The organism is Pseudomaricurvus alcaniphilus, from assembly GCF_011440395.1.
Lineage (GTDB): Bacteria > Pseudomonadota > Gammaproteobacteria > Pseudomonadales > Cellvibrionaceae > Pseudomaricurvus > Pseudomaricurvus alcaniphilus.
The window spans coordinates 112,030-125,102 of sequence record NZ_JAAOIX010000006.1 but is presented as its reverse complement, the minus strand read 5'-3'; the positions used below and the strand labels follow the sequence as shown (position 1 = coordinate 125,102).

12 protein-coding genes are annotated in these 13,073 nt (G+C 59.2%); 3 read left to right on the top strand and 9 right to left on the bottom strand.

What is annotated here, in order from left to right:
* The first annotated feature begins 108 nt into the window (after nt 1–108).
* Entirely contained in the window at nt 109–1,044 is a 936-nt protein-coding gene (locus G8764_RS22975; RefSeq protein WP_166165136.1) for a VOC family protein, read from the top strand.
* A 74-nt stretch (nt 1,045–1,118) separates the two neighbouring features.
* Here the strand turns inward: G8764_RS22975 and G8764_RS13255 are convergent, their stop codons facing one another.
* From G8764_RS13255 to G8764_RS13220, 8 genes are all read right to left on the bottom strand, one after another.
* Nucleotides 1,119–2,378, bottom strand: a complete 1,260-nt coding sequence (locus tag G8764_RS13255; protein WP_166165135.1) for an MFS transporter — start codon at nt 2,376–2,378, stop codon at nt 1,119–1,121.
* Nucleotides 2,379–2,465: 87 nt separating this feature from the next.
* Complete coding sequence (locus tag G8764_RS13250) at nt 2,466–4,133, bottom strand: FAD-dependent oxidoreductase (protein WP_166165134.1); 1,668 nt, start codon at nt 4,131–4,133, stop codon at nt 2,466–2,468.
* Between the two features lie 81 nt (nt 4,134–4,214).
* On the bottom strand, nt 4,215–5,054 hold the full coding sequence (locus tag G8764_RS13245) for an SDR family NAD(P)-dependent oxidoreductase (RefSeq protein ID WP_166165133.1): 840 nt from the start codon (nt 5,052–5,054) through the stop codon (nt 4,215–4,217).
* Nucleotides 5,055–5,113: 59 nt separating this feature from the next.
* Nucleotides 5,114–5,920, bottom strand: a complete 807-nt coding sequence (locus G8764_RS13240; RefSeq protein ID WP_166165132.1) for an SDR family NAD(P)-dependent oxidoreductase — start codon at nt 5,918–5,920, stop codon at nt 5,114–5,116.
* Nucleotides 5,917–6,720: an SDR family NAD(P)-dependent oxidoreductase gene (locus tag G8764_RS13235; RefSeq protein ID WP_166165131.1), complete on the bottom strand. Its 804-nt coding sequence runs from the start codon at nt 6,718–6,720 to the stop codon at nt 5,917–5,919. Before G8764_RS13235 ends, G8764_RS13240 begins: the two co-directional genes overlap by 4 nt.
* 356 nt (nt 6,721–7,076) lie before the next feature.
* Nucleotides 7,077–7,511: a nuclear transport factor 2 family protein gene (locus G8764_RS13230; RefSeq protein ID WP_166165130.1), complete on the bottom strand. Its 435-nt coding sequence runs from the start codon at nt 7,509–7,511 to the stop codon at nt 7,077–7,079.
* Nucleotides 7,512–7,635: 124 nt separating this feature from the next.
* Complete coding sequence (locus G8764_RS13225; protein ID WP_166165129.1) at nt 7,636–8,814, bottom strand: phosphotransferase; 1,179 nt, start codon at nt 8,812–8,814, stop codon at nt 7,636–7,638.
* Between the two features lie 127 nt (nt 8,815–8,941).
* The gene (locus tag G8764_RS13220; protein ID WP_166165128.1) at nt 8,942–9,349 is read right to left on the bottom strand and encodes a nuclear transport factor 2 family protein; all 408 of its coding nucleotides are present in this window, start codon (nt 9,347–9,349) and stop codon (nt 8,942–8,944) included.
* 113 nt (nt 9,350–9,462) lie between these two features.
* Between G8764_RS13220 and G8764_RS13215 the strand changes: the two genes are divergently transcribed.
* A complete protein-coding gene (locus G8764_RS13215) occupies nt 9,463–10,800 on the top strand; it encodes a spinster family MFS transporter (RefSeq protein ID WP_166165127.1) in 1,338 nt (445 codons plus the stop codon).
* Between the two features lie 16 nt (nt 10,801–10,816).
* Here G8764_RS13215 and G8764_RS13210 read toward each other — a convergent pair whose 3' ends face one another.
* Entirely contained in the window at nt 10,817–11,452 is a 636-nt protein-coding gene (locus tag G8764_RS13210) for a glutathione S-transferase family protein (protein ID WP_166165126.1), read from the bottom strand.
* Between the two features lie 152 nt (nt 11,453–11,604).
* Between G8764_RS13210 and G8764_RS13205 the strand changes: the two genes are divergently transcribed.
* The gene (locus tag G8764_RS13205; protein ID WP_166165125.1) at nt 11,605–12,939 is read left to right on the top strand and encodes an MFS transporter; all 1,335 of its coding nucleotides are present in this window, start codon (nt 11,605–11,607) and stop codon (nt 12,937–12,939) included.
* The last annotated feature ends 134 nt before the right edge of the window (nt 12,940–13,073 follow it).

The window sequence follows — 13,073 nt, the reverse complement described above, 5'->3', positions numbered from 1 at the left end:
CGGGCGCTGCACTCTCAAGGTTTAGGCGCCCTGCTTCAACCGGGCAACAATCGGCGTATTATCCTCAACCACCATCCAATTGATAACGACAACGATTTGGAGAACAACGTGAATATCATCAGTATCGGCTACCTGGGGTTCGAAACCGCCAAGCTTGACCAGTGGCGAGAGTACGGCCCGGAAGTTATGGGGTTCCAGATTGCCAAATCGCCGCAATCGGATCCCGACTCCCTTTACTTCAAAATGGATGACCGGCGCCATCGCATAGCCTTCCATCCCGGCACTATCGAGCGCGTCTCCTATATCGGCTGGGAAACTCGCAATCGCCTCGACTTTATTGACGCAGTCAAGCAACTGGATAAGCACGAGGTGGCGTACACTGTGGGCGATGCCGCCCTGTGTGAAACCCGTGGGGTCAAGGAACTGGTGCGCTTTCGCGACCCGGTCGGCTACCAGCACGAGCTCTTCTACGCCCAGAAATGGACGCCCCGCTCCTTTACCCCCGGTCGCCCCCACGGCGGCTTCAAGTGCGATGAGCGCGGCGTCGGCCACATCGTCCTGATGACGCCGGAGTTTACCCCTGAGCTGGAGCATTTCCTTATCGAAGTGATGGGCATGCAGTGGTATGGCTGGGGCGCAGGTAAAGGCAGAACCGAGTTCCTGCGCGCCAAGCTGAACGACCAGACCAGCCACGATATCGCCTACGGCCTGGCGCCCGGGCGCATGGGCGTGCAACATGTGGGCGTCTTCGTCAACAGTGTGCGTGACGTGGGCGAGACCTATGACATTGTGCTGGAGCGAGAGCTGGATCTGCTAATGACCCTGGGCCAGCACAGCCAGGACCCGCACATGTCGTTTTACCATTTCAACCCGTCCGGCTTTGCGTTTGAATGCATCAACGAGCTGGAACCCTGGCACGGCGACCCGTTTGAGCTCAACCCGGAGAAAATGAGTACCTGGGGGCACAAGATGGTGGGCTCAATCATTGGCCCCAGTGTCGGCAAACCGGAAGATGTCTACCCCGAGATCTACGGCAAAAAGTAACAGCCAAGTAACCGCAGCGCAAAAAAAGCCAGGACATTATATCCTGGCTTTTTTGCTTGCCGGCGCCCTACAACTCAGGCGAGTGCGGGTCTGGCGCCGAATTGCGGCGGGCGCCCCAGCCACAGCAGGAGCAGCGGCCCCAGCAGCGTGGCTGCCGTGCAGTAGAACAACATCAGGTCATAGCCACCCGACTGGCTGTACATGACGGCAAACATCAGCGGCGCCAAACTCGACGCCACAGTGATCAGGCCCTGGTGAAAGCCAAACAGGCGGCCGTAATCGGCCAGGCCGAAGTAGCGAGCAATCAGGAATGCAGCGATATCGAATTCGGCGCCAGCGCCGAGACCAAATAGCGCCACCGCAATGGCCAGCAGCACAAAGCTGTCCGCCCCGCTCAGCAGGACCAGGCACCCCAACGCCGGTAACACCAGGCTGCAGGCGGCGACACCCGGGGGCCAGAGTCGATCCAGCAAATACCCCACCACCATGCGCCCGGCGATGAGGGACACGCCAAAGAAACTGAAGATAAACGCCGCTTCCGATGAGGCGAAGCCGGCGTCCTGCAAAATCGGAATGGTATTGGTGACGAGACCCACCACCGCTGACACCACCAGGCACAGTGCGAGGTTGCAAATCCAGAATTTGGGGGCGGTGAAACCCTCTCGAAAACTGACTCCGTCGACGGGCAGGAGATGCTCGCTATCGCCCCGGGCCTTGCCACTTACGAGCGGCTTTGACTGCGGCAAATGAAACCACAGCAGCGACAGGGGGATCAGTAACAGGTTCACCCCGGCCAATAACACGAACGGTGCCTGCCAGGAAAAAGTCTCAATACTCCAGGCCATGATATTGGGCGTTACCGCCGCGGTAATGCCGGTGCCAGACAGACCGATCGCCAGCGCCAAACCCCGGTTTTCCACAAACCACAAGTTGATCAACTGGGTCCAGGTGACCGCCAGCGCCCCCATGCCAATAATCGGCAACAGGGCAAACGCCAGGTACAAGGTCCAGATGGAGCCACCTATAAACTGGGTACACGCCAAATACCCTGTGGCCATCAGCAATAGCGAAATGACCGTGACGCGCTGGATGCCAAAGCGAACATTGAGCCACCCCACCGCTTGCAAGCCGATAACTGCCCCGCCGTAGAGAAAGGTAATAGCTGCCTGCTGGGCGCTGCGACTCCAGCCGAAGCTTTCTTCAAACGGCCCGACCAAAGTGCCAAAACCATACAGCAATACCGCGTTGATGCTGATGGCAATACCCAGCACCGACAGCAACAGTATGCGCCAGGAACGCTTGAATTCTGCCAGGTTAATCTGTGTCTTACTCACGCGATCTGCACACCTTTTTAGCGGGTAAAACGTTGCCGGGTAGTAAGCTTTTCACCGTTACCTGGAACACAGTTACCGGAAAAACACTCATTGCTGGCTCACCAGCGATGTAGCCGCGATATAGCCGAAGGTCAGGCTCAAGGTATTGTTACCGCCGTGGGACGGCGCCTTGCCGCGCCAAAGGGAGTTCATGTCCAGGCCCACCGCTTGCAAACCCGGTATTGGCTCGCCCTGCTGGTTGAGCACCCGGGCCTGGGTATCGACTTTCAGGCCCACGGTGGTGGTGGAATCACCGGGAAAGATTTTCACCGCGTAAAAAGGACCTTGCTGAATCGGTCCAAGGCAGGGGTTGGGCTTATGGTTCATATCGCCCATATTGAAGTCGTCCTTGCTCCCGCCGCGACCGAAGTCCTTATCCTCCCCCGCTGCGGCGTATTGATTAAAGCGCGCCACCGTCGCCTCCAGATTCGCGGCATCGATTCCGGTGGTTGCGGCCAATTCCGCCAGGCTCTCTCCTTTCAGCACGTAGCCCGCCTGCAGCATTTTCTTCAAGCCGATGCCCCCGGGGCGCACCAGGCCGAGGCCGTATTTTTTAATAAAGCGGTGATCGCACAGCAGGTAGGCCGGCACCGAGCCACTCTCGTGCATGGGCTCCACCAGGTTGGTGGTGGATTCATTGCCAAAGCGCTGGCCCTGCAGGTTTACCGCAATGCAACCCGGCTTGCCCCGATCGAGAAACAGGTGTGGAAACTTGCGCACACTACCATCCGCCTGCTGCAACACCGAGATAACAATCCAGCCCGCATTGCTGATATTATCGCCATCAAAACTCGCCCCTAACTGCAGGGCATTGCTGATCGCCACACCGTTGTTGCCCTCGCACACCAGTGACACGTGTTGCTCCGGATAGGGTATAAACTGGCGTCGAAACTCCAGGCTGGCGGAAAATCCACCGCTGGCCAGGATCACCCCCCGCCGGGCCCGGACTTGCACCTGCTGGCCATCCTTATTCACTATGGCACCAACCACCCGGCCGCCGTCGGTTTGCAGTTCCTGCAGTGCTGCGGACGACCAGAGCTCAACCCCCGCATCGACACACGACTTCAGCAAACGCGCCGCCAACGCGTTGCCCATGGTCAGGCGGGTACCCCGCCGGTAACGCAGCTTGTCCCACAGGAAACTGGCGACCAGACCGGCGACATAGCGAAAGGATTGCCACGACTTTTTCACGTTGGCGATGTGCGGCATATCGTTAAAACCGATCATCATGCCCGCTGGCGCGTTGAACTCCGACAGTGGCTCGCGCAGACGCTGAAAATACGCCCCCAGCTCGAGGCCGTTGAACTCCATTGGCGCCAACAGGCGACCGGACGTGGTAGCGCCGGGCGCCTCCTGGTACCAATCGGGGAAACCTTCATGCAGGGAAAATTGCACCGCGGTTTTTTGCTGCAAAAAATCCACCATAGCCGGTGCCGCCTCGAGAAACGCGTCGAGCAGGTCCTCGCGCAGCGTGGGGCCGATAACCTCTTTGATATAGGCGCGGGCCTGGGCGAGGCTGTCGTCGTGACCCGCAGCCAGCTCCAGCGCATTGCAGGGTACCCAGATACCCCCGCCTGACCAGGCGGTGGTGCCACCAAAGTGTGAGGTTTTCTCAACCAATAAGACATCGAGGCCGTGCCGGGCAGCGACAGCAGCGGCGGTCATACCGGCGCCGCCGGCCCCCACCACCAGCACATCTTTTGTCAGAGTTTCCATTGCGATACCGTCTTTATTTAACCCGTACGCCTACCGCCGGGGGAGATCAGGCTGCCGTTGCCGGCAGCCAGCAAACAACATTCAGTCGCCGATAAACTGGGCAGAGATACGCGTACTTTCCAGCACGTGATCGCGGCGCAGGTCACCGCGGGTTTTCTCTCCCGCCGGCACGTCCACATCATCCGGGTGCACCAGGGTCGGGCCATCCCCCAGCTTGGCCAGACCCAGCGGCACGATCTCCTCCGGGGTCGCCATCCCTTCAGGCACTTCCATGCCGTGCGCCGCCATGTGCTCGCGCATGGTGGGTGTATCGGTGGAGGCGATCACCAGGTTCAGCACATCCACCCCCAGGTCTTTCCACTCGGCCCACAGCGACTCGCCCAGATTGAGGATAAAGCCTTTGGTGCCGGTGTACAGGCTCAACTTGCGGGTACCACCAAAGCCAGCGTGAGAGCCCACCAGGATCACCCCGCCTTTACCGCGCTCAACCATCTGGCCACCAAAGTGATGGCAGCAGCGGTAGACCGTCACTGTATTCATGCGCACAAAACCGGCCCACTCATCGGCGGATGCCTTGAGGAAATTTTCCGTAAATGGCGGCGCCCCGGCGTTAAACACCAGCAAGCCGATTTCACGTTCCCCGACTTTATCAATAATGGTTGCTACCGCCTCCTCAGTCATCAAGTCGACACCAACCACCAGGGTTTCAACGCCGTAATCGGACTCCAGCTCGCGCTGCAATTCCTCCAATACCGGTGGCCGGCGCGACAACAGCACACAATTCAGCCCCAGTGACGCCAACTGGCGCGCAAACACCGCGCCCAGGCCGTGGGAGGCGCCGGCAATCAGCGCCCAGGGCCCGTACTTTTGCTTAAACTCTGCGGGCTCAATACCCAAGGCGGTAAAATCTACGTCAGTCATAATCTGTTTCTCTTTAAGTCATGCTCTGGAATCATTTTGCGATCAGGTTGCGGGCTGCCCTATTGGTCACCCATATAATCGGCAAAATGCGGTTGATGGATCAGTGAACCGCCTTCGATGGAGATGCACTGGCCGGTTATGTAAGACGACTCATCGGCGCTGAGGTAAGCCACCAATGCGGCGATATCCTCCGGGGTGCCCATGCGATTGAGAGCCAGGTGTTTGCCAAAACTCTCGGCGATGTGCGGCACACTTTTTTTGGTGGCCTCGGTCAGCACAATGCCCGGCGCGATGGCGTTGCAGCGAATGCCCTGGCGACCGTACTGGGTGGCAACGTGTTTGCTCAGGTTAATAATCCCGGCCTTGGAGGTGCCGTAGCCAATGCGCCCCAGGTCGCCGACAATCCCGGAATTGGACGCAGTATTGATAATCGAGCCGCCGCCGCGGGCGATCATGTGCGGAATGGCGTACTTGCAGCCGACCAGGTAGCCGGTGAGATTGACGTCGAGAATGCGCTTCCACACCTCCAGCGGAATATCCACTGCGGTGGTATCGTATTTCTGGATTTCAGGGGTGGTGATGGCGGCGTTGTTGTGCAAAATATCCAGCCCGCCAAAATGCTCTACCGTGCGCTCGATCAGCGCTTCAATAGAGGCCGGGTCGCCGGCATCAAACTGCACCGCCAGGGCCGCGTCACCCAGCTCGGCGGCCACCTCTGTAGCGCTATCGAGTACGATATCGGCGATGGCGACACGACCGCCTTCCGCCACGATACGACGCGCCACCGCGGAACCAATACCGCCTCCGCCGCCGGTAATAATGGCGACCTTGCCGGCGAGTCGCTGGTTTAAATTGATGGGCTTCATTGCAGGAATTTCCTTACCGCCGGCACCATAGGTGTGGTGCAGTTAATGCCGCCGTCCACGTAGTAGAGGGCACCGTTGGTAAACGCCGCTTCATCCGAGGCCAGGAACGTGGCCATGGCCGCGATATCTTCCGGCAACCCCAGGCGCGGGCTCTGGTGCATATCGAGAAACGCGTCTTTCATTGCGTCGGTGGCCCACATCTCCATACCGGCGGTGCGAATCACTCCCGGCACTATGCCGTTGCAGCGAATGCCCTGCTTGCCAAAGGTGGCGGCCAGGGTCTGCACATACCAGTTCACCGCCGCCTTGGTGGCGCCGTAACTGAACTGCGCCACCTCGCCCTTGAGCGAACTGCTGGAGGAGGTAAACAGGATGCAGCCGGAACCGCGCTCCAGCATATGGGGCATGGCAAAGCGCGCCGCCAGGACGCCGGCCAGCACATTGGTCTGCATGCGATGATGGAAAACTTCGGCATCGAAGGTGAAGAAATCAGAATCTTTTTTCGACATTACCGGGTCGGTATTGCAGGCGTTATTGAACAGGATATGCAGTTCACCATAGGTGTCGATGGCGGTATCGACCATGGTTTTGAGCTGGCTTTCCACGGCCACATCAATCGTCAATGCCAGCCCGACGCCCCCCTCTTGCTCTATTTCTGCAACTACTGCAGCCGCGCCTTCGCCGTTGAGGTCGGCCACTACCACCCTGGCGCCCTCCCGTGCAAACCGCAGCGCCGAAGCACGGCCGATGCCACTGCCGGCACCGGTAATAATGGCCACTTTATCTTGCAAACGTCCCATCGGTTATTACCTGTAAATTATGTTTATATCGATACTGTCCCACGTACAACTATACGTGCACTGTAAAAATCTTAAGCCAAAGGCCGCATGGCGACAGGCTAGTTGCCGAGACATGAATTTGGTACTCGACACCGCGGCACGCCGTAAATACCCGCAAGCGGGGCCGGCCTACAATCACAGATTGTGGGCGTTCGGCTGCGCGCAAAGCATGCTTTGCAGACGCTTGCCTCACCCAACTAGGCTCGACTCCAGCATCCATGCTGGAGACGGCCACGGAGTCAAGCACCAAACTCATGCCTTCCAGCTTCGTGTGGCTGCAAATTTTTCTATTTTTTTACTCGGCGCTTAGCGCTGACTTACTGACCTGCTTCTTCCAAACGCTGCTGAGGTGAGGTCCCGGACTTCTGCGCCAGGTCGGCGGTATCCAGGTACTCGCGCCAGGCGCTGATCAAACCGTCTTCATTCAGTTCGTAAACCGCCACCATGGAGTGGGGCATGGGCACACCGCGTACCACGGCGTAATCCGAGCGCTCGGTCATGACGATTCGATCTGAGGAAACGATATTGATGATGTTGAGCTTGTTGTGACTGGCAAAGCTCATCTGCCGTTCGATCTCCTCGCGCAGCGCCGCCTTGCCTTTAAAGACCGGCCCACCGGGCACCCACAATTGCCACTCCGCGTCGTCTGCCATCATGCCCAGGATCCGCTCTACTTGCGGGCGGGTCTCGGCAGTACCGTCGCCCCATAAATCACAGAACTCACGGATGAAATCTTCCTGTTCCTGTGCCATAGCCAACTCCTTTTTATCGTTATGAAAAGTATTAAAGTCGCGCGACGGATACTATCGCCACAGCCAGCCGACCGCCTTATATTTAACACTTTTTAATAATATGTTTAATTTTAACCTCAGCTAACTAGGTCAAACCCTGGGTAATCGGCCGCGCGCCCTCTCCCAACACCACCTTTCGCCGGGGCTTTTTGCCTTTGGTCAGAATCTCGATGGTCTCCATATCTTCGGCGGCGCTGAAAAATCGCTCCACCATACCCAGCCCGCTCTGGCCCCAAACATCCATGTTGGCCAGCCAGGCTTGCATGCCGTACACCGGCCAGCGGCGAAATTGTTCCCAGGCCTGCTGCTGGCTGAGGACGCCCTCGGCGCCGGTCGCCTGCAGCGCTTCGCGGTAGTGTTTGATCAAGTCTGGCGCGGCTGAGCGGCGCTCTTTGATGGTGAGCGCACCGAGCATAAAGTAGGTGAGGTCGCGCCAGGGGGTCCCCTTGCGCACCAGCTGCCAGTCGTGCCAGACCCGCTCGCCGTCGCTGCGCAGGAAACTGTTGCCCTGGTGGGCATCACCGTGCACCAGGCACAGGGGTCCAGTCTGCTCGCGCTCCTGGGCCGCCAGTTCATCAAACGCGTGGGCAAAGATTTCCGGGGTGGCGTAGATCCAGTCCGGCAGAATGGCCTTGTATTCACTCTTACTGGCATTCAACGACAGGTAGTTGTACATGCGCAGTAGCTGATCGGTATCCACCGGCGTGTCCATGGAGCGGTGCAGCCAGGCCTGTTTTGCCAACCGCTCGCTGTTCCACAGCGCTCCGTGCAGCGTCGCCAGGGACTCCAGCCCCGCGGCCACACCATCTACCCCGAGATGATCCTGGCTGTTGCCAAACTTGCCACTCGCCAGGCCCAGGTCTTCCATCACAACGATGCCGCGACCGCCGCCATCGCCGTCCCAGTCGGCGTAGTATACCTTTGGCAGGGGCGCCGCCACTTCGTTGCGCATCAGGTAGTAAAAGCGCGCCTCCAGCTCGCAGATCTCACCGCTTTCAAAGCCTTCCGACCAGTTGGATTTCAAGCACACGTGGCGGGGCACGCCGGCGTCGACGCCGACCGGGTTCAAGTCCAGGGCAACCCGCAGTTTGGTGGTGTGGCTGTTCTTCAGTTCCACCACCTCGAAACCCTCAACCTGGATACCCGGGTAGCGATGGCCCAGCAACGTGGTGAGCCACTCGGCGGTGACTTCTTCGAGCTGCCGCGGCAATCGGCCCTGGCGAGCCGGATAGGGGCGATCAGTGGTCGCAGTTGTATTCGTCATAAAAACCTCGCGTTATTGTTATGTAATATTGTTATGTAATTAATAGAGCCCGGCTTGCTTCAAGGGTGAACAAAGCGGAGCTGTTTCTGTATTCCGATTCAGAGCGGCCGAACCTATTGCCGCCGGATTAAGCCGCGCCAATCACCTGGTTGACCCGCGCCGTGTCCCAGTAGTAGGGCCGCACCAGCACCAACAAACCGTCCCGCCACAGCCACTTCTCCATGACTTCCGCCGCGTATACCTGCCCGGTTTGCCGCGATCGCGCCTTGAGGTCGGCGATGATGACAAAACAATCGTCGTCCTCTGCGCCCACTACCCGGCGGATCTTCAGGTCCAACTCGGACCAGACGACAGCAATGGCCTGTTTCATGCGTTGCCAGCCGTCAAGACCGTGCCACTCGCCGCCGTAGGGCAAACTTTCCGGGGAGTGAAACACCACTTCGGGATGCACCAGGCTGCGCTGCAGCTCCACCTGGCCCCGCTCGAATGCGGTAATAAATTGCGCCACCCGTTGGCGATTGGATTGCTCAGGCATGGCTGGGGCCCTCGGTGCATACATCCGGCCGCCAGCGCATATTCGGTTGACAGGGTGCCGAAACTGTTATTAGATGCGCTAAATTAAACATATTTTTTAAAAGTGTGCAACTAATGTCGATAAAAACACCAACAACAGACTCCTACCCGCGCGAGGCCTACGCCTGGTATGTGATTGCCATCCTCTTTCTGGTGACCGTACTGTCGCAAATGGACCGCCAGCTTCCCACCTTGCTGGTGGGCCCGATTCGCGCGGAATTCGGCATTTCCGACACCGCCTTCAGCGTCTTGCAAGGCTACGCCTTCGCCATCGTCTACACCCTGGCCGGCATCCCGCTGGGACGCATGGTAGACCGCACCCACCGCCGCAACCTGATCCTGGTTGGCCTGCTGTTCTGGAGCCTGATGACCATATTTTCCGGCCTGGCCCAAAATTACTGGCAATTGTTTGTCGCGCGCATGGGCATCGGTGTCGGCGAGGCAGTACTGGCACCTGCCGCCTACTCCATGATCGCCGACTACGTGCGCCCCCACCGTCGCGGTCGGGCGCTGGCGCTCTACTATATGTCCATCGGCATTGGTTCCGGCGCATCGCTGTTTATCGGCGGCCTGATCCTGCACGGACTGCCCCCGGAGGGACTGACCCTGCCGGTGCTGGGGCAGATGGATAACTGGCGCTGGATGTTTCTGTTTGCCGGCGCGCCCGGCATCCTGGTGGCCGGGTTGCTGTTCAGCGTACGCGAACCGCGGCGCCAGGAGGCGGCGAAAACGGGCAGTACTGATTCACAGCCGAGTGTCGCCGATGTCATCGCCTACCTGAAGCAGCACCGGGCCACTTTCTCCCGGGTGCTGGTCTATCCGTCAATTCTGGCGGTCATCGGTTACGGCAGCCTCGCCTGGGCCCCGGCGTTGATGCAGCGCCGCTTTGACATGCCCACCTCCGAAGCCGGGGTCATTATCGGTGTCCTGATCGCCGTCTGCGGCACCATCGGCACTCTGATCAGCGGCTGGCTCAGCGACTACTGGCACCAGCAGCAAATACCGGCCGCTCGCTTTCGTGTCACTCTGGTGGGCCAGGGCATCCTGCTGCCCACGGTCTCGATCTGGGCCCTGATGCCAACCCCCTATTTGAGTTGTGCCGTGCTCGGCTGCAGCCTGATTGGCCTCGCCATCGCCCAGACCGCAGCGCCACCGGCCATTCAGGAAGTCGCCCCCAACCGCATGCGCGGGCAATTGATTGCGGTCTACCTGTTGCTGGGTGGCTTGCTCGGTATCGGCCTCGGGCCGACGCTGGTGGCACTGATCACCGACTATGTGTTCGCCGATGAATCGATGCTGCATTGGTCGATTACCCTGAGCGCCGCGCCGGCCTCACTGCTCGGCCTGTGGTTGTGCTGGAGCGGCCAGAAACCCTATGCCCGGACCCGGCTACAGCTGTTGCAACCTGCGTAAAGGAACGGATCGGTGATTATTCCAATTCGAGCAAGCGGCACTTCTCCTCCACCAGGGCCCGGCGGACCGCCGGCCGCTGCAACATGCGCTGCAAGTGAGCACTAAAATGCGGATACAGCGTCATATCCAAATTGTCCAGCAGCGCCCAGTGATACACCACCAGGGCGTAGCCATCGGCCACCGTGTATTGTTCGCCCATGATCCAGGAGCTGTTGGCGAGCCGCTCCTCGATGCGCGCCACACAGGCCTTGAACTTGATAGCGCCGCTGCTGGACAAGCCCGGGTACGCGGCTTCATCGTCGGTAAAACGCTGCGGGGCCCGGGACTGCCGGCGGGCAATTTGCGCACTGCTGGCTATCCAGGACAAAAAAGAAAGGCACTGGGCGCGCTCGAAATTATCCAGCGGCAATAACTGCAGCTGCGGATTCCGGTCGGCCAGGTAACACATGATCGCCAGGTTTTCCGTCAGCAATCCGCGCTCGGTCTGTAGTGCCGGCACGGTGCCTAATGGGTTGACATCGCGCTTGTAAGCGGCGTGTTCATCCGGCTTATAGAGACGAATGCGATGACGGCTATAGGTCTCTGCGCACTCCTCCAGGGCAATGTGGGAAGCGGTCGAGCACGACATGGGGGTATGGTAGAAAGCCAGCATAAAAACACCTCCTGCAGTGATGATTCGGTAAGCGTAACAGTTCGAATACAATTGCATTTAATTCACTTGCATTACATAATGCAGCCGCCAAAAATAATTAACAAGATAATAATTTCTCAGCGCTTCCACCGGGAGCAAGGGACCGGCCAATCATGAGCCCCAGCAACAGCAAACAAGAAATTTCGTCTCACGCCTGGTACACACTGGCCCTGCTGACCCTGATTTATGTCTGCCACGCGGTGGACCGCTCGGTGATATCCATCGTCCTTGAGCCACTAAAGCAGGAGTTCGGCATCAGTGACAGCCAGGTGGGAATTCTCACCGGGCTGGCCTATGCCACCCTGTATTCCCTGGCGGGTATACCGCTGGGCTATTTGATCGATCGAGTCAACCGCCGCAACTTGCTCGCCGTACTGGTTACAGTATGGAGTGGGTGTACCCTCCTCTGCGGCTTGGCCCAAAACTACTGGCACCTGCTCATCGCCCGGCTTGCGGTCGGTGCCGCCGAGGCCGGCGGAGCACCGACCGCACTGTCAATTATTGGCGATTTATTTCCGGAAAACCGCCGCTCAACCGCAATCAGTATTTTCTGGCTGTCGACCGCCATCGGCACCGCGGTCAGTTTTGCCATTGGCGGCCTCATTGCAGCCAAGTACGGTTGGCGCGCGGCGTTTTTTGTCGCCGGATTGCCCGGGCTATTGCTGGTAGGATTGCTATTTTTTACAGTCCGCGAACCCACCCGCGGCGCCATGGAGAAGAGCGGCAGCGATGACAACCCCGACAGCGAGAAGGATTCAGCCGCCCCTGAGAGCAGCGATGCCGGCAAAGCACCCTCCCTCCTGCAATCCTTCGCCCTCATCATCGACAACAAGGCTTTGCTCAATATTTTTATCGCCGTGAGCCTGAAATCCGCGGTCTTGTCCGGCGTGCTGGTATGGGCGGCGTCCTTTTTTATCCGGGTACACGACCTCTCCATTACCGTCGCTGGTATTACGGTCGGGCTGTCCATTGCTATCTTCGGCGGCCTCGGTTCGCTGCTGGGCGGCTACCTCGGCGACCGGGTGTACCGCAGCGGTGGCTTGCGCGCACTGCCCCTGGTGCCGTTCGCCAGCAGCATTGTCACCGCCCTGTTTTGTGCGCTGCTGGCGCTGGCGACCCACGTTTATGTGGCAGTGATTGCTTTTGCCCTGTTTGAAGTTGCCAGCCGCACCCACACAGCGCCCGGTTATTCATTTCTTATTAGCAATACGCCGCCGCGCATGCGCGGGGTAATTATCTCGGCCATGCAGATTGGTTCCAACCTGATCGGCTATGGCCTGGGTCCCTTTATCGTCGGTGTGGCCAGCGACCTCCACGGCGGCGCGGACTCCATTCGAGTGGGGCTACTCACCCTGGCAGGCATCAGCCTCTGGGCCGGCCTGCACTTCCTCGCCGCCAGTCGTTTGAGCGCAGCCAGGCGCTTGGCCAGCGAGATAGCGACCCCCTGATTACCAACCTATGGCCCGCATCGGCAAGGCCGTGACTGGCTCGGCCGCTCGCCCCCTGTCGTTACACCCTTGCCGCTAAAACTTTAATTTCCCAGCGCCGTTGCCGGCGCACTGGCAGCCGCCTGATCGCGTCA

Excerpts from the sequence above, each read along its gene's own strand:
- G8764_RS13240 (WP_166165132.1), bottom strand. The coding sequence starts at position 5,920 with ATGAAGCCCATCAATTTAAACCAGCGACTCGCCGGCAAGGTCGCCATT.
- G8764_RS13205 (WP_166165125.1), top strand. The coding sequence starts at position 11,605 with ATGAGCCCCAGCAACAGCAAACAAGAAATTTCGTCTCACGCCTGGTAC.
- G8764_RS13225 (WP_166165129.1), bottom strand. The coding sequence starts at position 8,814 with ATGACGAATACAACTGCGACCACTGATCGCCCCTATCCGGCTCGCCAG.
- G8764_RS13215 (WP_166165127.1), top strand. The coding sequence starts at position 9,463 with ATGTCGATAAAAACACCAACAACAGACTCCTACCCGCGCGAGGCCTAC.
- G8764_RS13245 (WP_166165133.1), bottom strand. The coding sequence starts at position 5,054 with ATGACTGACGTAGATTTTACCGCCTTGGGTATTGAGCCCGCAGAGTTT.
- G8764_RS13220 (WP_166165128.1), bottom strand. The coding sequence starts at position 9,349 with ATGCCTGAGCAATCCAATCGCCAACGGGTGGCGCAATTTATTACCGCA.
- G8764_RS13210 (WP_166165126.1), bottom strand. The coding sequence starts at position 11,452 with ATGCTGGCTTTCTACCATACCCCCATGTCGTGCTCGACCGCTTCCCAC.
- G8764_RS13235 (WP_166165131.1), bottom strand. The coding sequence starts at position 6,720 with ATGGGACGTTTGCAAGATAAAGTGGCCATTATTACCGGTGCCGGCAGT.
- G8764_RS13230 (WP_166165130.1), bottom strand. The coding sequence starts at position 7,511 with ATGGCACAGGAACAGGAAGATTTCATCCGTGAGTTCTGTGATTTATGG.
- G8764_RS13250 (WP_166165134.1), bottom strand. The coding sequence starts at position 4,133 with ATGGAAACTCTGACAAAAGATGTGCTGGTGGTGGGGGCCGGCGGCGCC.